At 61.8% G+C, this 20,538-nt stretch carries 20 protein-coding genes; 10 read left to right on the top strand and 10 right to left on the bottom strand.

Annotated features, from left to right (window positions below; genetic code table 11):
• Positions 1-2: 2 nt before the first annotated feature.
• Genes cobN through LCH65_RS18585 form a run of 3 tightly spaced genes read left to right on the top strand, consistent with a single transcriptional unit; the run spans position 3 to position 5,466 of the window.
• On the top strand, positions 3-3,767 hold the full coding sequence (cobN, locus tag LCH65_RS18595) for a cobaltochelatase subunit CobN (RefSeq protein WP_004413802.1): 3,765 nt from the start codon (positions 3-5) through the stop codon (positions 3,765-3,767).
• The gene (locus LCH65_RS18590; protein WP_003364520.1) at positions 3,767-4,801 is read left to right on the top strand and encodes an AAA family ATPase; all 1,035 of its coding nucleotides are present in this window, start codon (positions 3,767-3,769) and stop codon (positions 4,799-4,801) included. The genes cobN and LCH65_RS18590 overlap by 1 nt, the downstream gene beginning before the upstream one ends.
• Before the next feature lie 53 nt (positions 4,802-4,854).
• Complete coding sequence (locus tag LCH65_RS18585) at positions 4,855-5,466, top strand: VWA domain-containing protein (protein WP_042930244.1); 612 nt, start codon at positions 4,855-4,857, stop codon at positions 5,464-5,466.
• 158 nt (positions 5,467-5,624) lie between these two features.
• Here the strand turns inward: LCH65_RS18585 and LCH65_RS18580 are convergent, their stop codons facing one another.
• A complete protein-coding gene (locus LCH65_RS18580; protein ID WP_003315350.1) occupies positions 5,625-5,891 on the bottom strand; it encodes a hypothetical protein in 267 nt (88 codons plus the stop codon).
• A gap of 328 nt (positions 5,892-6,219) precedes the next feature.
• Between LCH65_RS18580 and LCH65_RS18575 the strand changes: the two genes are divergently transcribed.
• On the top strand, positions 6,220-7,545 hold the full coding sequence (locus LCH65_RS18575) for a sigma-54 dependent transcriptional regulator (protein WP_004413796.1): 1,326 nt from the start codon (positions 6,220-6,222) through the stop codon (positions 7,543-7,545).
• Here the strand turns inward: LCH65_RS18575 and LCH65_RS18570 are convergent.
• Positions 7,522-8,067 carry an AAA family ATPase gene (locus LCH65_RS18570; RefSeq protein WP_003364515.1) on the bottom strand — a complete coding sequence of 182 codons (546 nt, stop codon included), beginning with the start codon at positions 8,065-8,067 and terminating at the stop codon, positions 7,522-7,524. The genes LCH65_RS18575 and LCH65_RS18570 overlap by 24 nt on opposite strands.
• Positions 8,064-8,627 (bottom strand): nicotinamide riboside transporter PnuC, encoded by a 564-nt coding sequence (pnuC, locus tag LCH65_RS18565; RefSeq protein WP_004413793.1) that lies wholly within the window; start codon positions 8,625-8,627, stop codon positions 8,064-8,066. The genes LCH65_RS18570 and pnuC overlap by 4 nt, the downstream gene beginning before the upstream one ends.
• A 251-nt stretch (positions 8,628-8,878) precedes the next feature.
• Between pnuC and LCH65_RS18560 the strand changes: the two genes are divergently transcribed.
• Both LCH65_RS18560 and LCH65_RS18555 read left to right on the top strand, forming a co-directional pair.
• Positions 8,879-9,709, top strand: a complete 831-nt coding sequence (locus LCH65_RS18560) for an undecaprenyl-diphosphate phosphatase (protein WP_004413791.1) — start codon at positions 8,879-8,881, stop codon at positions 9,707-9,709.
• The gene (locus LCH65_RS18555) at positions 9,706-10,140 is read left to right on the top strand and encodes a DUF1294 domain-containing protein (RefSeq protein WP_032609763.1); all 435 of its coding nucleotides are present in this window, start codon (positions 9,706-9,708) and stop codon (positions 10,138-10,140) included. The genes LCH65_RS18560 and LCH65_RS18555 overlap by 4 nt, the downstream gene beginning before the upstream one ends.
• On the opposite strand, the gene LCH65_RS18550 is transcribed toward LCH65_RS18555, so the two are convergent.
• Positions 10,135-10,503 carry an MmcQ/YjbR family DNA-binding protein gene (locus tag LCH65_RS18550; RefSeq protein ID WP_058417351.1) on the bottom strand — a complete coding sequence of 123 codons (369 nt, stop codon included), beginning with the start codon at positions 10,501-10,503 and terminating at the stop codon, positions 10,135-10,137. The two genes, LCH65_RS18555 and LCH65_RS18550, sit on opposite strands and share 6 nt — an antisense overlap.
• Before the next feature lie 126 nt (positions 10,504-10,629).
• Here LCH65_RS18550 and pcaD point away from each other — a divergent pair, with 126 nt between their 5' ends.
• The 4 genes from pcaD to LCH65_RS18530 all read left to right on the top strand — a co-directional run bounded on the left by pcaD (position 10,630) and on the right by LCH65_RS18530 (position 14,733).
• Complete coding sequence (gene pcaD / locus LCH65_RS18545; RefSeq protein WP_003364505.1) at positions 10,630-11,421, top strand: 3-oxoadipate enol-lactonase; 792 nt, start codon at positions 10,630-10,632, stop codon at positions 11,419-11,421.
• Positions 11,422-11,501: 80 nt separating this feature from the next.
• Positions 11,502-12,461, top strand: coding sequence for a LysR family transcriptional regulator (locus LCH65_RS18540; protein WP_003364502.1), 960 nt, complete (start codon positions 11,502-11,504; stop codon positions 12,459-12,461).
• Between the two features lie 74 nt (positions 12,462-12,535).
• Complete coding sequence (locus LCH65_RS18535) at positions 12,536-13,144, top strand: FMN-dependent NADH-azoreductase (RefSeq protein WP_003364501.1); 609 nt, start codon at positions 12,536-12,538, stop codon at positions 13,142-13,144.
• 548 nt (positions 13,145-13,692) lie between these two features.
• Positions 13,693-14,733, top strand: coding sequence for a hypothetical protein (locus tag LCH65_RS18530; RefSeq protein ID WP_004413784.1), 1,041 nt, complete (start codon positions 13,693-13,695; stop codon positions 14,731-14,733).
• A 9-nt stretch (positions 14,734-14,742) separates the two neighbouring features.
• On the opposite strand, the gene LCH65_RS18525 is transcribed toward LCH65_RS18530, so the two are convergent.
• The 6 genes from LCH65_RS18525 to LCH65_RS18500 form a co-directional block, all read right to left on the bottom strand.
• Entirely contained in the window at positions 14,743-15,396 is a 654-nt protein-coding gene (locus LCH65_RS18525) for a glycosyltransferase (protein ID WP_003364497.1), read from the bottom strand.
• The gene (locus LCH65_RS18520; RefSeq protein ID WP_003364496.1) at positions 15,365-15,991 is read right to left on the bottom strand and encodes an SAM-dependent methyltransferase; all 627 of its coding nucleotides are present in this window, start codon (positions 15,989-15,991) and stop codon (positions 15,365-15,367) included. Before LCH65_RS18520 ends, LCH65_RS18525 begins: the two co-directional genes overlap by 32 nt.
• Positions 15,988-16,761, bottom strand: a complete 774-nt coding sequence (locus LCH65_RS18515) for a PIG-L family deacetylase (protein WP_054081016.1) — start codon at positions 16,759-16,761, stop codon at positions 15,988-15,990. Before LCH65_RS18515 ends, LCH65_RS18520 begins: the two co-directional genes overlap by 4 nt.
• Positions 16,762-16,774: 13 nt before the next feature.
• A complete protein-coding gene (locus LCH65_RS18510; protein ID WP_054081015.1) occupies positions 16,775-17,788 on the bottom strand; it encodes an acyl-CoA dehydrogenase family protein in 1,014 nt (337 codons plus the stop codon).
• Positions 17,785-19,968 carry a glycogen debranching protein GlgX gene (gene glgX, locus LCH65_RS18505; RefSeq protein WP_004413777.1) on the bottom strand — a complete coding sequence of 728 codons (2,184 nt, stop codon included), beginning with the start codon at positions 19,966-19,968 and terminating at the stop codon, positions 17,785-17,787. The genes LCH65_RS18510 and glgX overlap by 4 nt, the downstream gene beginning before the upstream one ends.
• Before the next feature lie 156 nt (positions 19,969-20,124).
• Positions 20,125-20,526: a DUF2934 domain-containing protein gene (locus tag LCH65_RS18500; protein WP_058417352.1), complete on the bottom strand. Its 402-nt coding sequence runs from the start codon at positions 20,524-20,526 to the stop codon at positions 20,125-20,127.
• Between the last annotated feature and the right edge of the window lie 12 nt (positions 20,527-20,538).

Genomic DNA, 20,538 nt, shown 5'->3' with positions numbered 1-20,538 from the left:
CCATGCATTTACTGAGAACCCAGCCCGGCGGTTTCGTACCTGACGACAATATTGCCGATCTGGGTCAGACCCCGGCCGAGCTGGTGATTCTCTGCAGCGGCGACTCCAGCCTGGCGCTGCTGGCCGAGGCTGCCCGGCAGCTCCCCGAAGACTACCCCAGCCTGCGTCTGGCCAACCCGATGCAGGTCCAGAATCACGCCTCTGTCGACCTGTACGTCGATGAAGTGCTGCGTCACGCAAAGGTCATCCTGATTTCTCTGCACGGCGGTATTGGCTACTGGCGCTACGGCGTCGAGCGGCTGATGGAGCTCGCGGCACGCGGCGTTCAGGTCATTCTGGTGCCGGGTGATGACCGCCCTGATCCAGAGCTGAGTGATTTGAGCACCGTGCCTGCCGTAGAGCGCGACCGACTCTGGCAGTTTTTGCGTCAGGGCGGCCTGCAAAACGCGCTGCAACTGTACAACTGCATGGCCAGTCGCTGGCTGGACCGCGATTATTCCTGGGTCGAGCCCGCGCCGTTGCCGCGCATGGCGATCTACCATCCGCGTTTGGCAAGCGCGCAGCTTGCCGATTGGCAGGCAGACTGGCTTGCCGAGCAGCCGGTGGTAGCGCTGCTGTTCTATCGCTCGCACCTGCAGGCCGCCAATACCGGTTTCATCGATGAGTTCTGTGTGCGCTTGCAGGCGCAAGGCATCAACCCGCTGCCCATAGCCGTGGCCAGCCTCAAGGAGCCCGGCTGTTTCACTCAGGTGGAGGACTGGCTGGATGAGGCTGAAACCGAGCTGATCCTCAATACCACCGGTTTTGCCCAGTCGAGTCCGGAAGCGCCGCATCTGCGGCCGTTTCGGCGCAACGTGCCGGTCATTCAGGCCATCTGCGCGCAGGACAACGAGCCTGCCTGGCAGGCCAGCGAACAGGGCCTTGGCGCTCGTGATCTGGCGATGCACATTGCCTTGCCGGAGCTGGACGGACGGATCATCAGCCGGCCGATCAGCTTCAAGGACCTGGCCTGGCGCAGTGAGCGCAGCCAGTCGGACGTGGTCTGCTACCGCGCCCAGCCGGACCGGATGGATTTCGTCGCGCAACTGGCGCGGCGCTGGATCGAGCTTGCGCGCCTGCCCAATGGCGAAAAGCGCGTGGCGCTGATCCTCGCCAACTACCCGACTCGCGACGGGCGGATCGGCAATGGTGTGGGGCTCGATACGCCTGCTGCGGCGCTGAATATCCTGCGCGCCATGCAGGCAGAGGGCTATCCGCTGGCGCCGTTGCCGGACACTGGCACTGAACTGATCCAGCAACTGCTCGGCGGCGTGACCAATGATCTGGACAGTATCGACCAACGCCCGTGTCACCAGAGCATGGCGCTGGAGGAATACCTGGCGGCGTTCAACGAACTGCCGCAGGAAAATCGCGACGCGGTGAACGCCCGTTGGGGCACGCCGGACACCGATCCGATGTTTCGCAGCGGCCGGATGATGATCGCCGGGCTGCGCTTTGGTCTCACCTTCATCGGGATTCAACCGGCACGGGGTTATCAGGTCGACCCGAGCGCGGTGTATCACGACCCGGATCTGGTTCCACCTCATGGCTATCTGGCGTTCTACTTCTGGCTACGCAAGGCCTACGGCGCGCATGCGGTGGTGCATGTCGGCAAGCACGGCAACCTCGAATGGCTGCCCGGCAAGGGTGTGGGGTTGTCGCGAACCTGCTGGCCGGACGCGGTGCTGGGCGCCATGCCGAACATCTATCCGTTCATCGTCAACGATCCGGGCGAGGGCGCACAGGCCAAGCGGCGCACTCAGGCGGTCATCATCGATCACTTGATGCCGCCGCTGACCCGCGCGGAGACCTACGGCCCGTTACGCAATCTGGAACTGCTCGCCGACGAATTCTACGAAGCGCAATTGCTCGATCCGCGCCGCGCGCGCGAGCTGCAGCGTGACATTCTCGAGCTGGTCCGTGAAACCCATATCGACCGCGAACTGGCGCTTGGCGAGAACCTCGACAGCGATGCCGACGCGGCGCTCTGGCTGCCACGGCTGGACACTTACCTGTGTGACCTGAAGGAATCGCAGATTCGCGATGGTCTGCATATCTTCGGTCAATCGCCGCAAGGTCGTCTGCGCATCGATACCTTGCTGGCCCTGCTGCGTATTCCGCGTGGTGACGGGCGTGGCGCGCAGTCCAGTCTGTTGCGTGCGTTGAGCAAGGCGTTCGAGCTGGACTTCGACCCGCTGAACTGCGAATTGGCCGAACCCTGGACCGGCCCGCGTCCCGCTGCATTGCAGGCCCTGAGCAGCGATCCCTGGCGCAGTGCCGGCGATGCTCGAGAGCGGCTGGAGCTTTACGCCGCCATCCTTATCGAACGCGTCATCCAGGGCGAAGCGTTGACTGACTTGCCTGCACACGATGATCTGGCCCAGATCCTCGACAGCCTGCGTGACGTCGTCGCACCGCGTCTGGATGCCTGCGGCCCCGGCGAAATGCAGGGCATGCTTGATGCCCTGAGTGGTCGTTTCGTGCCGGCAGGTCCCAGCGGCGCGCCGAGCCGGGGGCGTCTGGATGTGCTGCCCACCGGCCGCAACTTTTTTACCGTGGATGTGCGCAACCTGCCGACCACCACGGCCTGGCGAATCGGCTTCCAGTCCGCCAATCTGCTGCTGGAACGACACCTCCAGGACCATGGTGACCACCTGCGCCAGTTGGGCCTCTCGGTGTGGGGCACGGCGACCATGCGTACCGGCGGTGACGACATCGCCCAGGCCATGGCGCTGATGGGCGTGCGTCCGGTGTGGGCGACGGGCAGTCAGCGGGTCGATGACTTCGAGATTCTGCCGATCAGCCTGCTCGACCGCCCACGAGTGGACGTGACACTGCGGGTCTCCGGCTTCTTCCGTGACGCGTTCGCCAACCTCATCAAGCTGTTCGACGCTGCGGTGCAGGCCGTCGCGGCGCTTGACGAGCCCGACGACCTGAACCCGCTGGCGGCCAGGGTCCGTGAAGAACGGCAGGGCTTCATCGCAGAAGGTCTGAATGAAGACGAAGCGGCGCGTCAGGCTGGCTGGCGGATATTTGGTGCCAAACCCGGTGCCTATGGCGCTGGCGTGCAGGGTGCTATCGATGGCCGCCTGTGGCAGAGCCGCGATGACCTTGCCGAGGTTTACCTGAACTGGGGCGGTTACGCCTATGGCGCTGCCGATGAAGGTACGCCCGCACGCCAGCGCTTTGCCCAGCGGCTTTCTCAGGTGCAGGCGGTGCTGCAGAATCAGGACAATCGCGAACACGATCTGCTCGACTCAAACGACTACTACCAGTTTCAGGGCGGCATGCTTGCCGCTTCGGAAAGCCTCAGCGGGCAGAAGACCGCCAGTTACCACGGCGATCACAGCCAGCCCGACCTGCCGAAAATCCGTACCCTCAAGGAAGAGCTGAACCGGGTGATACGTTCGCGCGCAGCGAATCCGAAATGGATCGAAGGGGCCAAGCGCCATGGTTACAAGGGGGCGTTCGAGATGGCCGCGACCGTGGATTTCCTGTTCGCGTTCGATGCGACCACCGAGCTGATCGATGATCACCAGTACGCGCTGCTCGCCGACGCCTATCTGCTGGACCCGGCGACTCGCGATTTCATCGCTCAGCACAATCCTGATGCCTTGCGCGACATGACCGAGCGCATGCTCGAAGCCCAGCAGCGCGGCCTCTGGCAGGAGCCTGGCGAGTATCAGCAGGCGCTGGAAGACCTGCTCCTGGACATAGAAGAGAACTGATGACCGTGTCTGATTCAACGATGAGTGAAACTCCGCATTTTCCGCTGGCCGCTGTGGTCGGTGCTGATGACCTGAAACTGGCGTTATGCCTGACTGCCATCGACCCGCGCATCGGCGGCGTGTTGATCGAAGGGCCGCGGGGCATGGCCAAATCGACGCTGGCCCGCGGGCTGGCCGATGTGCTGGCCAGCGGTCAGTTCGTCACCTTGCCGCTGGGTGCTACCGAAGAGCGTCTGGTCGGCACGCTGGACCTTGACGCCGCACTGAGCGAGGGTCGCGCGCGCTTCTCTCCGGGCGTGCTGGCCAAGGCCGACGGCGGCGTGCTGTATGTCGATGAGGTCAACCTGCTTGCCGACCATCTGGTCGACCTGCTGCTGGACGTCGCGGCCAGCGGCGTCAACCTGGTCGAGCGCGACGGTATCTCCCATCGTCATGCTGCGCGTTTCGTGCTGATCGGTACCATGAACCCCGAAGAAGGTGAATTGCGCCCGCAGTTGCTGGACCGCTTTGGCCTCAATGTGGCGCTGAGCGGTCATACACTGCCTGCCGAGCGCAGCCAGATCATCCGTCGCCGTCTGGATTTCGACACCGATCCGCAGGGCTTCTGCCAGCAGTGGCAAGCGCAGCAGGATGCCTTGAAGCTGCGCTGTGAACAGGCCCGTCAGCTATTGTCGAGCATCGAACTGGATGACCAGTCGCTGGCAATGATCACCGAGCGTTGCTTTGCCGCAGGTGTCGACGGCATGCGTGCCGATCTGGTCTGGCTGCGGGCTGCGCGTGCTCATGCGGCGTGGCGGGGTGCCGGGCACATTGAAGAGCAGGACATCGAAGCGGTTGCCGAATTTGCCTTGCGTCACCGGCGTCGCGAGCCCTCACCGCCACCGCAGAATTCCGAGGCGCCGCCACCGCCTCCGGGCTCGTCCAGCAAACAGGCCGAGCCTGACGGCGGGCAGGGCAGCTGGGGTGAGTTGCCCGCCCAGGCCGTCACGACCGGCTCACGCCGCGAAGTGCCGAGCTGGCCAAAAAAGCCCTAGGCATCCGTCCCCGCGCCATACAGGGGGCGGATGCCATTCCCCGTCCCGGTCGACTGGCCTGCGGCAGGCAGGGCGCTGTGCGTGTCGGTGCTGATGGCCCGGTGCAATGGCTACCGACCTTTCTGCGCGGTCAGCCGAAGAGCCACAAGGATTTGGTTCGCCAGCCGCGCAGCAGCCGGCCCAGCGAGTTATTGCTGGTGATTGTCGATGCTTCGGCGTCTACCCGCCGCCATCAGGCGTTGAGTCAGGCCAAGGGCCTGCTGTCGCAGATGTTCGACGATGCCTATCGACGCCGCGCGCGGCTGGCCTTACTGACCGCCAGCGGCACTGCGCCACGCTGGCAACATCAGGGGCTGAAGGCCTCATCGGCGTTGACACCCTGGCTGGATGCACTGGGGGCTGGCGGTGGTACGCCGTTGCCGGAAGCGCTGCGACAGGCAGCTGAATGGCTGGGGCAACGGCAAAAACGCTATCCGGCCGAACAGCAGCGGGTTCTGGTGCTGACCGATGGCCGGATCAAGTCGTTACCGGCACTCCCTGCGTTCGACTGCGCCAGCTTGCTGATCGATATCGAGAAAGGCCCGATCCGCCTGGGAAGGGCGCGGGAACTGGCATCGAGTCTGGGGGCTGAGTACCGGCACATCGATGAGTTGAAGCGGGTCTGAGGGTGGGGAACCCCTCAGGCCAGGCTCTCTTGCCGATGCTCTGCGGGGGTGGCGCGCGCAGAGCATGGCACTGAAAACACACCTCTGTGGGCGCGGCAAGGGCGGCGATCCCACGGGGTTTTCCATTACGCCAAGCGGGGAGCCCGCTCAGTCAGCCATCAAGCCGGCATGGTCCACGGCTCAAGGTCGTAGCCTTCGTTGCTGATTTCTGCACGGGCCTGTTCCAGCGCGCTGGCCAGTTGGCGCTTGTCGGAATAGGTGCTGCTCGGGATCTGCTTGCGACCGATACGGTTGCTGGTGCGGTCGATCACCGTCAGGCTCAGTTCGCCGTTACCGTCCTGTGGTGCCCAGGCAACACACTGGAAGGGTTCAAAAGCGTGTCCAGCGATCAGAAGTGCATCGTTGAAGCGCAGTGGGGCGTTCATGGTCGTTTCCTCAAGTGCCCATATCAATTCAGTCTCGGCGGCGGGCTGACCGTCCGGCTGGTTACTTGTGTTGATGAACGACAAGGGGGCATGAGTCACACCGTTCATTGAAAATATTTGCGAATTATTTTTGATGGGGCGCGTGGAAGGCTGCCTGTTGCCGCAAGAACCGGGCAGGTAGCGCACTAATGACAGCAGGTTATGAGCGTTAGACCCAAACGGTACAACGCTGCGTCAAATATTTGCTAGGGTGATGAGTGGGCTCGCCAACAGACTGTTTATAAAAAGCTTTTCAAATCTTCCATACGCCGGGCGCCAAGGAAACCTCATGCATGGATCGGCCCCAACACGACGTCTGTTAATGCTCGACGGCGGTGACGACTGTCATCCATTGATCCCCGTTCTGGTCGAGGCCGGATGGACGGTGCAGGAAAGCCCATCGGGTTCGGCAATCATTGCTGATTGTGATGTAGGCCTGATTCACCTGACCCCCGATCATTTTGAACACTTGCCCAGGCTCGAGGCGCTGTTCATTAACAGCCCGGTGCGCTGGATTGCAGTGCTGGCAGTCAGTGATTTGCGCCGCGAGAAAATCGGTGATTTCGTCTGCCGCTGGTTTTTCGACTTTCATACGCTGCCTTTCGACGCGGATCGGCTGCATGCCTCGCTAGACAGAGCGTTTACGGCCGGGCGGCCGCAATTGCAGGGCTCGCCTTTGCAATTCAGCGTGGAACCCGAGTGGCTCGGCGACAGTCGGCCTGTCCGTGAATTGCGCAGGCTGCTGAGCAAACTGGCGCCCACCGATTCGCCGGTATTGATCAGGGGCGAACGGGGCACGGGCAAGGAACTGATCGCGCGCAGCCTGCATGTTCAGTCCTTGCGACGCGACAAACCCTTTATCGTGGTCGATTGCGCAGCGTCTGACGGGCAGTCGATCCACGCCGTGCTGTTCGGTCATGAGGACGGCGGGTTTGACGATGCTCAGGAACGTAGGGTCGGGTTGCTTGAAGCCGCAGACGGCGGCACGCTGTTGCTCGACGAGGTCGGTGAGCTGCCGCTGGATACCCAGGCGAGCCTGCTGCGCTTTCTCGAAGACCGGCAGATCGAGCGCGTGGACGGTAGCGAACCGATTGCAGTGGATGTGCGGGTGCTGGCCGCGACCCGCGAGGATCTTGAAACGGCGGTGCGCAAAAAGCGCTTTCGCGAGGACCTGTATTACCAGCTCAATGTGCTGCAGGTCGGGGTGGCGCCATTGCGCGAGCGTCATGGCGATCTGGCGTTGCTGGCCAACCATTTCGCCCATTTGTACAGTCAGGAAACCGGCAGGCGGGCGCGCAGTTTCAGTCAGGATGCTTTGGTTGCGCTGGGCAAGCACGATTGGCCGGGCAATGTGCGCGAGCTGGCCGGTCGCGTTCGGCGCGGGCTGGTGCTGGCCGAAGGCAGGCAGATAGAAGCGGCAAATCTCGGCCTGCTGGGTGAGGAGGACAGTGTTGGCAGCATGGGGACGCTGGAGGATTATAAGTCGCGGGCCGAGCGTCAGGCGTTGTGTGACGTGTTGACGCGCCACAGTGACAATTTGAGTGTGGCGGCCAGAGTGCTGGGTATTTCGCGGCCGACGTTTTACCGGCTGTTACACAAGCACCAGATCCGCTGAATCGCCCAGCAACTGCGAGACAGCGGTCAGCGCCTGTACGCGGCGCTGCTCCCAGTTACCGCCCACTACCCGGTAAGCCTGCCGGTGGTGTTCCAGCCATTCCCGGCTGGCGTCGAAAAAGGCCTGGCGTTCACCCAATTGCGGCTGGCAGCGCTGGCCGTCGCTGATCCAGTCAACGCCTTCAGGCGACAGCAGCAGATGCAGGTCATAGGTACGCCTCAGCAGTTGCTGTTCGATCCACGCAGGGCAGTCGCCGAACAGCGTGCGGCTCCAGAGCATGTTGCTCAACAGGTGCGTGTCGAGTATCAGCAAGTCTGGCTCGGCGCCGCGCGCGGCGTCCTCCCAGGCCAGTTGGCCCTGGGCGATGGCCGGAATATCGGCGTAAACGGTATCGCGGCCCTGCTGATCGATGAACTGCCGGACATATTCGCCGACCAGCAGGCCGCCGAACCTGTGTTGTATTTCCGCCGACAGCCAGCTCTTGCCGCTCGACTCGGGGCCGGTGAGAACCAGAACTTTCATCGCGCCAGCGCCAGATCGTTGCGCCACTCGCGCCAGCCCTGTACCGCCAGCAGGGTGAACAAGCCATACAGCGCAGCCGTCAGGTACAACTCTTTGTAGATGAACAAGCCGACGAAAATCACATCGAGCAGGATCCACAGCGGCCAGCACTGAACGCGTTTTTGCGCCATCCAGACCTGCGCCACCAGACTGAACCCGGTCAGCGCGGCGTCCAGCCAGGGCTGTGCCGCATCGGTGAAATGCGCCATGCCTGCCCCCAGTGCGACGCTGACAAGTGCGCCGACCGCCAGCCCCTTGAGCACCGAACGGTTCTGCAAGGTGGTCACGGCTTTGACCGGCAGGCCGTCACCGTGCCGCGTCCATTGCAGCCAGCCATAGACCTGCAGGCCTGCGTAGATGACCTGCAGGAGCATGTCCGAATACAGCTTTACGTCGAAGAATATCCAGATGTAGATCACCACCATGACCAGGCCGATTGGCCAGCACCAGGGATTCTGCTTCACTGTCAGCCAGACCGCGATAACGCCGATGGCGGCAGCGAAGAGTTCAAGCCCGGACATGGCGGCTCCTTGGTGAGGGTAGTGAGGGGCGGGGCCGGCGATTGTATGCGCTTCTGCGCGCTGCGTGCAGCTTGTGTTGCGCCAGACCTTACGTCAGCAGGCTTTGTGCGTGCAGGTCTGCTAGCATTCCGCGCCTTGCATTTGCGCGAGTTTCTTCAAGCTTCGTTCAGGCATGTGGCGGCATAGTGGCAAGCATTTTTTACACGACAACATTAAACAGCGAGCCTGCGGCATCGCTTCATGGGGGAATGATGGATCTTTGGACCGCTGCTCAGGCGTTGATATTGGGTGTTGTAGAAGGGCTGACGGAGTTCCTGCCGATCTCCAGTACCGGGCACCAGATCATCGTCGCCGACCTGATCGATTTTGGCGGCGAACGTGCCATGGCCTTCAACATCATCATTCAGTTGGGGGCGATTCTGGCGGTGGTCTGGGAGTTTCGGCGCAAGATCCTCGACGTGGTCGTGGGGTTGCCGAAACAGCAACAGGCGCAGCGTTTCACCCTCAACCTGCTGATCGCCTTCATGCCGGCCGTGGTGCTGGGCGTGATTTTCGCCGATACCATCCACCACTACCTGTTCAATGCCATTACCGTGGCCACGGCACTGGTCGTTGGCGGGGTGATCATGCTTTGGGCCGAGCGCCGCGAACACACCGTGCGCACCGAAACCGTCGATGACATGAGCTGGAGCGATGCGCTCAAGGTAGGCTTGGTACAGTGCCTGGCGATGATTCCCGGCACCTCGCGTTCGGGTTCGACGATCATTGGTGGCCTGCTGTTCGGCCTGTCCCGCAAGGCGGCGACCGAATTCTCGTTCTTCCTGGCCATGCCGACGATGGTCGGTGCCGCAGTGTATTCGGGCTACAAGTACCGTGACATGTTTCGCCCTGACGACTTCGCGGTGTTTGCCATCGGCTTCATCACCTCGTTCATCTTCGCGATGATTGCAGTGCGCGGTTTGCTCAAGTTCATCGCCACTCACAGTTATGCGGTGTTCGCCTGGTATCGCATCGCCTTCGGCCTGCTGATCCTGGCGACCTGGCAGTTTGGCTGGATCGACTGGGCATCGGCCAAGGCATGACGGCGAGCCGCGGGTCGTCACGGCCAGCCAGCCTTGGCAGGCCGCCGGTCCGGCAATTGCGCTTGAAGATTCTGGTGCTGTTGCTGCTGTGTGCGTTGCCAGTCTACGGCTCGGCATCGCTATGGCTGAGGCAGGTCACGCCGATCCCGGCGCTGGTCCTGATCGTCATGAGCCTGCTGGCGTTCGTGCTTTACCGGCATGACAAGCGACAGGCCGGCAGTGCTGGCCAGCGCACCCCGGAGAACGTCCTGCATGGTGTCGAGCTGCTCGGCGGCTGGCCCGGCGCGCTGCTCGCGCAACAGGTGTTCCGGCACAAGACCCGCAAGGTGTCTTTTCAGGTCGTATTCTGGCTGATCGTGCTGGTGCATCAGGCGTTGTGGATTGACTGGCTGTTTTTGGGCAAGCGGCTTGTGCAGCTGTTGCCGTTATAGCGTCAGGCCGATCTGTTGCCGTTTCGGCAGCCTGCCGACCACCAACTGGTGCGAGCGGGTCAGCAGGTCGCGCAACTCATCGGCGCTCAGCGTCTGCAGATCTGCCACGCTGATCCAGTGCGCACGCGCCAGGTAGGGCGCAGGTCGTATGCCGGGGCGATCCACGTAACCCAGAAACAACTCTGGGTGGACCTTGAACGCGAGGTCCTCGCCGGCCAGGTCAATGACCGCGAACATTTTCTTTTCGGCGACGGAAAAAACCCGTACGCCGCCCCACTTGTAGTCTTCACGCGCGCCCGGCAGGTCGAGGCAGAATCTGGCGATGTCTTCCTTGTGCAGGGTCTTTTGCGGGCTCTTTGGCATGGATGCTCCCTGGGGGCGGACGGCGCACGGTAAGCTGTTCGATAGCCGCACGGATATTCGATCAGCGGATTGTATGCTGCTGCGACACTCATTAGTGTGCAGCTTTGCCTTTATCCGGAGTTTCGAATGTCTGCCGTGCAACTTGCTGATGGTCAACTGAACTACCTGCTCGAAGGCCCGGCGGGCGCGCCGGTGCTGGTCTTGTCCAATTCCCTGGGCACTGATCTGCACATGTGGGATAACCAGGTGTCTGCATTCACCCGTCACTTTCAGGTATTGCGTTACGACACCCGCGGTCATGGCAAATCGCTGGTCAGCGAGGGCAGTTACAGCATCGAGCAAAACGCTCGCGATGTGTTGGCGCTGCTTGACGCGCTGGACATCGACAAGGCTTTTTTCTGCGGCCTGTCCATGGGCGGGCTGATCGGCCAATGGCTGGCAATCAATGCGCCGCAGCGCCTGCACAAGGTCGTGCTGTGCAATACGGCCGCCAAAATCGGCAATCCCGATGTCTGGAACCCTCGCATCGAAACCGTTCTGCGTGACGGCCAGTCAGCCATGATCGCGTTGCGCGATGCCTCGATTGCGCGCTGGTTCACGCCTTCCTTCGCGGTCGCCGAACCTGCTGCGGTCGACACGGTTGTCGGCATGCTGGCACGCACCTCGCCACAGGGTTACGCGGCCAATTGCGCGGCCGTGCGCGATGCGGATTTCCGTGAACAGATCGCTTCCATCGAGCTGCCGGTGCTGGTGGTCTGTGGCACGGAGGATGCTGTAACGACCCCGGCGGACGGGCGTTTCATGGTCGAACGGATTCAGGGCTCGCAGACCATCGAGCTGCACGCGGCCCACCTGTCCAGTGTCGAGGCGGGTGAGGCATTCACTGTGCCGGTACTGGCATTTCTGACTGCCGAATAGCCGGGCGCGGTCCTAAGTCCCGGTCTTGAGACACGGGGCACGGCGTTGCATACTCCCGGCTCTGAAAACGAGGTGGCCGGGTGTTTGATCTCAACGATCTGTTTTATTTCGTCCAGGTGGTCGAGTGCCTGGGCTTTGCGCCGGCAAGCCGCAAGCTGGGGATCCCCAAGTCCAAACTCAGCCGGCGCATTGCCGGGCTTGAGGAGCGCCTGGGTGTTCGGCTGATTCACCGCTCGACCCGCACCTTCGCGGTGACCGAAAGCGGGCGTGACTATTACGCGCATTGCGTGGCCATGCTGGTCGAGGCCGAGGCTGCCGAAGAGGCCATCCTGCGTTCCAAATCCGAACCGCAGGGCAGGGTGGTGATCAGTTGTCCTCCGGCGTTGGCAGCGATGGGCTTCAACGAGACCATCGCCCGCTTCGCGGCCGAGCACCCCAAGGTTCAGATCCAGGTCGAAAGTACCAACCGACGCGTCGACCCGCTGACCGAGAACATCGACATTGCGCTGCGTGTGCGTTTTCCACCACTGGAGGACGACGGCCTGGTGGTCAAGAAGCTCGGGCACAGCGCTCAGCGTCTGGTGGCACGCGCGGACCTGGCGGCCAGGCTGTCGGCAACGCCTTCTCTAGAGGCGCTGTCGACACTGCCCAGCCTCGATATGCCCTCTTCGAATCACGAGCATCGCTGGTTGCTGGAGACGCAGCCCGGCCACTATGCCGAAATACGCCACACGCCGCGGCTCATCAGCTCGGACCTGGACATGATGCTGCAGGCCGCCTTGCAGGGAGTCGGCGTGGCACAGCTTCCCGAGCTGATTGTCAGGGAAGCCTTGCAGGACGGACGCCTGGTAGAGCTGTTCAGCGAGCATCGACCCAAGTGCGGCATCGTGCATGCTGTGTTCGCCTCGCGCCGTGGCCTGCTTCCCGCCGTCAGGGGCCTGCTGGATGCGTTCGAGACCTCGTTCAAAGAACTGAGCCTCAGTCCGGACTCACTCTATTGTTCTCTTAATAGAACGAACAGTCGCATTCAAGACCACTAATCATCTATTGCGATCAAGGATAGGATGCTCGCCACTTCATCGCTCAGTGGCGATTTTCTTAAGGGAGCTACGTTATGAAACTATTGCACCTCGACTCCAGCATCCTCGGCGATCACTCCGCTTCGCGTCAGCTGACCCATGAGGTTGTCCAGGCCTACCTGAATGCGCACGCCGACAGCCAGGTCACCTATCGCGATCTTGCCAGTGACGCGCTTGGGCATTTCTCTGCTGCCAGCCTCGCTGCGGCGGGCACGCCGGTAGAAGTCCGTGACGCCGCCCAGCAGCAGGAAGTGGCAGGCAACGAAGCCACTTTGCAGCAGTTTCTCGATTCGGACGTGCTGGTCATCGGCGCACCCATGTACAACTTCACCATTCCGACCCAGCTGAAAGCCTGGTTTGACCGGATTCTGATCGCGGGTCGCACGTTCCGTTATTCCGAAGCCGGCCCTGAAGGCCTGTGTGGCGGCAAGAAAGTCATTATCGTTTCCACCTCGGGCGGTCTGCACGCCGGACAACCCACTGGCACCGGTCACGAAGAGCTGCTCAAGACGCTGTTCGCCTTCATCGGCATCACCGACCTGCAATTCGTCCGCGCCCACGGCCTGGCGTATGGCGAAGAGCCGCGTGCCAGCGCCATGAGTGCTGCCCAGCACTACATTCAGAACGAGCTGTTCGCGGCCTGATCAAAAGCCGTCTTCACGAAACTCTACAACCTGCGCGGGGTTTTCCTGGCGGGTTGTGGAGTTTTTTTGTTTCTGATGCATGGCGATGGGCTGCGCTGAACGGCGCGTTAACGGGATACAACCTTGACAGCTTTCTTACAGGTAACGGGGTTCTTACGGGACTAGACTGGGTTTGTACGAAAAGTCGGCGAGCGAAGGTCAGGCAAGGCAAAAACAGGCGAGGAACGGCCGGGGTCGCGTTCAACCCTACGTGTTGTAAATGAGCATTCAGATTGGACTCGCATCCGAGCCTGTTTTTAACGCAGCATCACCGAGCGCAGCCACTTTACGTACAGAGCCTAGGGTTTTCGAGCATCGCCTTGTCAGGCTGGCGGGAGTATTCGCCCTCGAGAAAAAACAACGGGCAGTTTATGGCCCGGCTTGTGCACTATTTCTGTTTTCAACACTCATATCTGGGTGGGAACGGCGCGCTGGAGCATGATGCTCGACACAAGCGCTTGATGGATTGTCCGGGCGAAGTTCCGGATTTGCAAAGGTTGGGCCTTGCCATGGTACGTCTTTGTGCAGTGATGCTGGTTTTCCTGCTCGATAGCCTTGTTTCGGTGCACGCTCAGGCGGATGAAGCCTGGAGCGCGGGCTACCACCAGTTGAGTTTCCCTGATCCGCTGGATTCCCAGCCGGTGCAGGCCATCGCGTTTTACCCGTCCACCGCCGCCGAGCAAGTGAGTACCCTTCACGGCTATCGTGTCGAAGCCGGTGAAGAGGCGCCTATCGCAATGGGCCGCTTCCCCCTGTTGTTGCTGTCACACGGCAACACAGGCACTCCGCTTGCGCTGCATGACCTGGCCACTTCGCTGGCGCGCCAGGGGTTTGTGGTGGTTGCCGTGGTTCATCCTGGCGACAATGATCGCGATCACAGCCGTCTTGGCAGCCTGAGCAACCTGTACGGCCGCCCGCTGCAGATTTCCGAAGCGATCAGCACGGCCTTGCTTGACCCCTTGCTGGCCCCCTATCTCAATGCCCGGCAAGTGGGCGTGATCGGTTATTCGGCCGGTGGCGAAACCGCGCTGATTCTTGCTGGCGCGCAACCTGATCTGCAGCGTCTGCGTCAGTACTGCGCCGAGCGCCCGACAGACCGCGATGCGTGCAAGACGCAGGGCGAGCTTGTCGCAGACCGTGATGACCTTCACGCTCAGGCTGATCCACGGGTTGGCGCGCTGATGTTAATGGCCCCGCTGAGCCTGATGTTCGGCCGCCACACGCTGGGTGATGTGCACGTGCCGGTGCTGATGTACGCGGGGGATGACGATCAGTTGCTGGCGATCGACCGAAACGCAGAAGCACTGGCGCGCAAGCTGCCGCAGCCGCCCGACTACAAGTTGCTGGCCGGGGCAGGGCATTTTGTCTTCATGGCACCGTGCAGTGACGAGCAACGCGCGACTGCTCCGTTGCTGTGCAATGACCCTGATGGCGTGGACCGCGAGGATATCCATCGTAACCTGAGTGCCGAAGCGGTGCGTTTCTTCAGCGCCGCGCTCAATTCGGCCGACGATGACCGTTCAGGCATGCAGACAGCGCATCACCAGTAAGCACGCCCTTCAGGCGTTCAGCGAACTCAGAAAATCACCGAACCCGCCCCTGGCTTTCGAGTCGAGGCGGGTGCTGGTGGTGACCCTGGGGCGGCAGCTCCAGGCGATCCGTGCTCCGATCAATTCCAGTTGCCGGACCAGATGCACGTCTTCATGGCAGGTCAGGGCCGGAAATCCACCGGCGCTGATATAGGCAATCGAGCTGACACCCAGATTGGCACCATGAATGTGTCGGTGACCGTCACGGTGCTGGTAATGCTGCAGATAAGCAGCCTGCGCAGCAGCCGAGATGTCCTTGCTCCAGTCGCCGGGCGTCACCGTTCCGCACACTGCGTCGGCATCCAGCGCCAGCTGTTCGGCAAGCCAGTCACTGGCCACGGTACTGTCGCCATCGGTACACGCCAGCCAGCGTGCGCCTCGGTCGAGGAGAAACGCCGCGCCCTGTGCGCGTGCCTGCCCCACGTTGCGCGCCGAGACTTCAAGAATCATCACACCATGGGCTCGTGCGATCTCCGCCGAGCGGTCAGTGCAGCTGTCGAGCACCACCAGCACTTCCACGCATTCGCCCTTGAGGTCGGGGTGGGCAGCCGCCTGCTTTATCGTTTCGAGACACAAGTCGAGTAACTGCTCTTCATTGTGCACCGGGATCAGAATGCCGATCATCGGAGAATTCCTGTTCTGCTACGGAGGTTCCATCACGACTCCACAGGTCCAGCAGGAAATCCTGTTCGTGATGACTGAAAAGTCGGTGCATGGACAATCGTGCAGCAAGGATGTCGTGGACCGCCTGGGCGTTCAGCGGGCAGCCTTCGATATCGGGCCGCCAATGACAGGCGAGCAACTGGCCGTCCGGTGACAGGGCCGCCAGTGCGCGGTCGATCAGGCCGTGCAGGTCGTCGGCGTCCAGGTAATAACCCATCTCGCTGAAGACGATCAGGTCGAATTCGCCTTGCGGCCATTGCTGTGGCAAACGCGCCTGTAACACTCTGGCATGGGGCAAGTCGGCCAGACGCTTGCGTGCCAGGTCCACAGCCAGGTTAGAGGTGTCGCAGCACACCAGCGCGTCGCAGCGCCCGGCAAGATCGGCACTGAGTTCGCCATTGGCGCAGCCGGGTTCGAATATCGAACGGTAGCGCTCGCGGGGCAGGGCGGCCAGGGTCAGTGCGCGCTTGCGCCGTTCGTACCAGCGTTGCTTGAATGCCCACGGGTCATCGTTGTTGAGAAACAGCTCATTGAAATAACTGTCCTCGACGCTCATGTGAACACCACTTCAAAGGGGCGCAGCAGTCTTTCCAACACTGCAGCCGGCAAAACCGGCGAAAGACCGATTGCCGGATCACCCTGCAGCTGGCTGGTGAACGCTTGGGCGGCGTTGCGTTTGTGGGCCAGGGTCACCGGATCGAGCAGCAGCTTGCGCGCTCTGTCCCATGGCAGACGTTCATCTTCGGGGTCGGCCCAGTGCCAGGCCCAGACCGGTACTTCGTAAAACTGTGCTCCGGTCGTCGCGCAGGCTTTTGCACTGGCTCTGCCGACCGCTTCATGGTCGCTGTGGCCATCTTCTGCCCAGGTGGCGAACACCACGTCCGCAGGGCCCAGATGCTGTTCGAGAAAGGCCACCAGCCGTTCCTCCGACTCGGCCACGGCGCCATCCTGAAAGCCGCAACGCAACCATTCGAGGCCCTCGGCAGGTATACCGAGACGATCCAAGGCTTCGGCACTTTCCTCGGGCCGGGCTCTGGACAGACGATCGACAGGCCACAGGGTGGAGCCTGGATGGCTGGCTGTACCATCGGTGACCGAGATCAGTAACAGGCTGCGCTCCAGTTGTGCCAGTTGGCTCATCAGTCCGCCACAGGCCAGTACTTCATCATCCGGATGCGGGGCGATGATCACGGCTCGGCAATTGGTCGGCACCAGCAAGTCGGCAGTGATCGCTGGCAAGCCGTTCAGCCTGACCGAAGCATTCCAGGCAGCAAGGGATGTCCCCTGGCCGGACTCGTCATCACTCACTACGAACCCTTCGCTCATGCTCTATACGCTCTCATAGTGACCACGTCCGTGCAGCGGGCAACGCCTTGCCGACTGATTGGCCCAATGCTGCCAGGTCCTGTTCGGCGTGGCTCTGACGCAGGAAAACCGGCAGGTCGGTGATCAACCGGGCAAAGTGCGGATCTTTGCAATAAGGCCCGGCGCCGACGGCCCGGCCCACATGCTGGATGACCAGATCGGCAGCTTGTTCGACATAGGCGCGGCAACGTCTGGCAAGCATCTCTGCATCGTCGGCCGGCGCTTGATCCAGGTGCGCGGCAGCTGCGCGCAGCACCTCGATTGCGGCATGCAGCGCCACGTCCGCAGCGCCAAGGTGCGCGAGGGCGTGCGGCTCCTCGCGCTTGCCGACATGGGCCAGCAGGCGCTGCGCGATGGCGCGGGATGCGCCGTACCAGCAGGCCGCAATGCCGATGCCGCCCTGCCAGAAGCCAGCTCTGTCGAGATAGCCACCCGGCGCACCGATCGCTTGACCGACGGCATTGTCGAAAACCACATCGATGCTGCCGGTAGCACCCATGCCCACTGCGCGCCAGCCGTCGCCGGTCATGTGTACGCCGGGCTGGTCAAGGCGCACTGCAATCAGTTGCTGCCGATGCTCGGCGTCCCATGCCGTTATCAATGCATGGCTCAACGCCGAAGCGCCCGAGCACCATGCCTTGCGGCCGTGCAGGCGAAGTGCATCGCCAGCGCCGCTGATATTCACCCGTGCCTGTGGCGGCTCTGCCGCCCACATGCCCCAGGTGCTGAATTGTTCGGGGGGCGGGGCACCCAGTTCCGCCATGATCGCCAAGGCGTCCGTGTGCCCCTCGTACAACTTGCACAACCCCAGGTCGTGGCCTGCAACGCAGGCCAGCGCCCGCCAGCGCTCAAGTGTCTGACCGCGGGCAGGCAGGGGAAGCTGATCCAGACCTTCGTTGACCAATGCCTGCAAGCACTCGCCCAGCGCACGCGTATCGGCATAACCGTGCTTGCGCCAGTCGAGAAACTCACTCAAGGCATCGATCATTGCTGGTCTTCACGCTTCAGTTCGAACAGCAACAGCGAACGCGGCGTCACGGTGTATTCCGAACCGAACGCAAAGTGCTCCTTATTGCGTGCATCATCCTGATTGGTGTCGATCAGGCACTCGTAATGGGTACCTTCAGGCACTTCCGGCAGGGTGAAGTTGACACCGTCATGATGCGCGTTGACCACCAGCAACAGCGTCGCGTCGGCACCCGCGCGACGGATACCGGTTTCCTGTGCACGACCATCCATCAGCATGCCCAGGCACCGGCCATTGGCATCGTGCCACTGCTCGACGCTCATCTCGTTGCCATCCGGAGCGAGCCAAGTCACATCCTTGACGCCGATTTCCTCGTTGTAGTCGCCTACCAGAAAGCGGCTGCGACGCAGGATCGGGTAGGTCTGACGCAGCTTGATCACGCGGGTGACGAACTTGAGCAGCGCTTCGCCATCTTCGTCCAGATCCCAGTTGATCCAGCCAATCTCGCTGTCCTGGCAGTAGGCATTGTTGTTGCCGTGCTGGGTACGCGCGAATTCATCGCCCGCAACGATCATCGGCGTGCCTTGTGCCAGCAGCAGGGTGGCGAAGAAGTTGCGCATCTGACGCAGACGCAGGCTGTTGATTTCCGCATCTTCGGTCGGACCTTCGACGCCATGGTTCCAGGACAGGTTGTTGTTGCTGCCGTCCTGGTTGTTTTCGTCGTTGGCTTCGTTGTGCTTGTCGTTGTATGACACCAGGTCATGCAGCGTGAAACCATCGTGCGCGGTGATGAAGTTCACGGACGCCTGCGGACGACGGCCACGCTGATTGAACATGTTGCCGGAGGCGGTCATGCGCGCAGCGAAATCTGCCAGTTGGCCTTCGTCACCTTTCCAGAAGGCACGAACGGTGTCGCGGAACTTGTCGTTCCATTCCATCCAGCCTGGCGGGAAACCGCCCACCTGGTAACCGCCCGGACCGCAATCCCAAGGCTCGGCGACCAGTTTGACCTGACGCAGCACCGGGTCCTGACGACAGGCGACCAGGAAGCTGTGGCGCTCGTCGAAACCGTCGTGGTAGCGGCCCAGAATGGTCGCCAGGTCGAAGCGGAAACCGTCGACGTGCATTTCCGAAGCCCAGTAACGCAGGGAGTCGGTGACCATTTGCAATACGCAAGGGTGGCTCAGGTCGAGGGTGTTGCCGGTGCCCGAGTCGTTGATGTAATAGCGCTTGTCGTCAGGCATCAGCCGGTAGTACGAGGCGTTGTCGATACCGCGCATCGACAGGGTAGGACCCATCTCGTTGCCTTCTGCGGTGTGGTTGTAGACCACATCGAGGATGACCTCGAGGCCCGCGTGATGCAGGTGCGCAACCATCTCCTTGAACTCGGCAATCTTGCCGCTCGCCAGATAACGCGGGTCCGGGGCGAAAAACGCGATGCTGTTGTATCCCCAGTAGTTGGTCATGCCTTTCTGCAGCAAATGCTGATCGTTGACGAAGGCATGGATCGGCAGCAGCTCGACGGAGGTCACACCCAGCTTGCGAATGTGCTCGACGACCGGCGCTGATCCCAGACCGGCAAACGTGCCGCGCAGCTCTTCGGCCACCTCAGGGTGACGCATGGTGATGCCGCGTACGTGGGTTTCGTAGAAAATCGTCTTGTCCCAAGGCGTACCAACGCGCTGATCACGGCCCCAGGTGTAGGCCTCGTCGATCACTTTGCTTTTCGGTACGAAAGGGGCGCTGTCGCGTTCGTCGAAGCTCAGGTCGCCGTCAGGATGGCCGATGGTGTAACCGAACAGCGCTTCCGACCACTTCAGTTCGCCGACCAGTTGTTTGGCGTACGGGTCGATCAGCAGCTTGTTATGGTTGAAACGATGACCATTCTTCGGATCGTACGGACCGTACACGCGGTAACCGTAGATCAGGCCCGGGTGCGCGTCCGGCAGGTAGCCGTGGTAAATCTCGTCGGTGTATTCCGGAAGTTCGATGCGTTCCAGTTCGATTTCGCCGGTGGAGTCGAACAGGCACAGTTCTACCTTGGTGGCGTTGGCCGAGAACAGGGCGAAGTTGACGCCCAGGCCATCCCAGCTTGCACCGAGAGGAAAGGGAAGTCCTTCACGAATGCGAGACGGGGTACTGCCAGGGTTGTCTAGCGGGGCCGAATTATCTTCTGCCGGTGTAGTGGACTTCGTATTCATGATGACTTCCTGACGTCGAATGATTTTCTGAGCGGCCAAGACCGCTATCGAAGCCGCAGGCTCCGATACTGACGATAATCTAAGGGGGTGTAGCAGGCCTCATCTCTGGTCAGAGCGAGACCTGCAATAACTGACCGGTGCGCGGCCAGAAGAGTTTCAAGAATTCGACGGCTTGCGCGGCTTCTTCGGAGCAGGCTTGGCAGGAGCCTCTTTGGCAGGGGCGTCGGTTGCAGCGGCTGCAGCGGGCTTGGCCTTGGGTGCAGGTTTGGCGGCCGCCTTGGGAGCAGGCTTGGGCTTGGCTTCACCGGCAGGCTTTGACGCAGGCGCCGATTTCGCTGCGGGCTTGGCTGCGCCTTTAGCCGGGGCCTTGGCGCTGTCTACCTCAGGCAGCTTGGGCTTGGTCGATTTGCGTACGCTGGACTTGTTCGGCGCCAGCGCTTCGGCTTCGGCCAGCTTGCGCGCCATTTCCCAGTGACGCTCGTCGTGACCGGAGGGTTTGCCCTCCGATTCCCAGATTTGGTAAGCAAAGTCGCGAATTCTTTTTTCGTCGGCACTCATCTTGAGACTCCC

It is taken from the genome of Pseudomonas sp. MWU16-30316 (genome assembly GCF_020515645.1).
Taxonomy (GTDB): Bacteria; Pseudomonadota; Gammaproteobacteria; order Pseudomonadales; family Pseudomonadaceae; genus Aquipseudomonas; species Aquipseudomonas cerasi.
The sequence above is the reverse complement of the archived record's forward strand: the minus strand, read 5'-3'. Positions and strand labels throughout refer to the sequence as shown.

Bases quoted from the DNA above. Each gene is read 5' to 3' on its own strand.
- LCH65_RS18570 (WP_003364515.1), bottom strand. From the start codon at position 8,067: ATGAAAGTTCTGGTTCTCACCGGCCCCGAGTCGAGCGGCAAGAGCTGG.
- LCH65_RS18535 (WP_003364501.1), top strand. From the start codon at position 12,536: ATGAAACTATTGCACCTCGACTCCAGCATCCTCGGCGATCACTCCGCT.
- LCH65_RS18520 (WP_003364496.1), bottom strand. From the start codon at position 15,991: ATGAGCGTCGAGGACAGTTATTTCAATGAGCTGTTTCTCAACAACGAT.
- LCH65_RS18560 (WP_004413791.1), top strand. From the start codon at position 8,879: ATGGATCTTTGGACCGCTGCTCAGGCGTTGATATTGGGTGTTGTAGAA.
- pnuC (WP_004413793.1), bottom strand. From the start codon at position 8,627: ATGTCCGGGCTTGAACTCTTCGCTGCCGCCATCGGCGTTATCGCGGTC.
- LCH65_RS18555 (WP_032609763.1), top strand. From the start codon at position 9,706: ATGACGGCGAGCCGCGGGTCGTCACGGCCAGCCAGCCTTGGCAGGCCG.
- LCH65_RS18515 (WP_054081016.1), bottom strand. From the start codon at position 16,761: ATGAGCGAAGGGTTCGTAGTGAGTGATGACGAGTCCGGCCAGGGGACA.
- LCH65_RS18550 (WP_058417351.1), bottom strand. From the start codon at position 10,503: ATGCCAAAGAGCCCGCAAAAGACCCTGCACAAGGAAGACATCGCCAGA.
- LCH65_RS18500 (WP_058417352.1), bottom strand. From the start codon at position 20,526: ATGAGTGCCGACGAAAAAAGAATTCGCGACTTTGCTTACCAAATCTGG.
- LCH65_RS18530 (WP_004413784.1), top strand. From the start codon at position 13,693: ATGGTACGTCTTTGTGCAGTGATGCTGGTTTTCCTGCTCGATAGCCTT.
- LCH65_RS18575 (WP_004413796.1), top strand. From the start codon at position 6,220: ATGCATGGATCGGCCCCAACACGACGTCTGTTAATGCTCGACGGCGGT.
- pcaD (WP_003364505.1), top strand. From the start codon at position 10,630: ATGTCTGCCGTGCAACTTGCTGATGGTCAACTGAACTACCTGCTCGAA.
- LCH65_RS18580 (WP_003315350.1), bottom strand. From the start codon at position 5,891: ATGAACGCCCCACTGCGCTTCAACGATGCACTTCTGATCGCTGGACAC.
- LCH65_RS18590 (WP_003364520.1), top strand. From the start codon at position 3,767: ATGACCGTGTCTGATTCAACGATGAGTGAAACTCCGCATTTTCCGCTG.
- cobN (WP_004413802.1), top strand. From the start codon at position 3: ATGCATTTACTGAGAACCCAGCCCGGCGGTTTCGTACCTGACGACAAT.
- glgX (WP_004413777.1), bottom strand. From the start codon at position 19,968: ATGAATACGAAGTCCACTACACCGGCAGAAGATAATTCGGCCCCGCTA.
- LCH65_RS18525 (WP_003364497.1), bottom strand. From the start codon at position 15,396: ATGATCGGCATTCTGATCCCGGTGCACAATGAAGAGCAGTTACTCGAC.
- LCH65_RS18510 (WP_054081015.1), bottom strand. From the start codon at position 17,788: ATGATCGATGCCTTGAGTGAGTTTCTCGACTGGCGCAAGCACGGTTAT.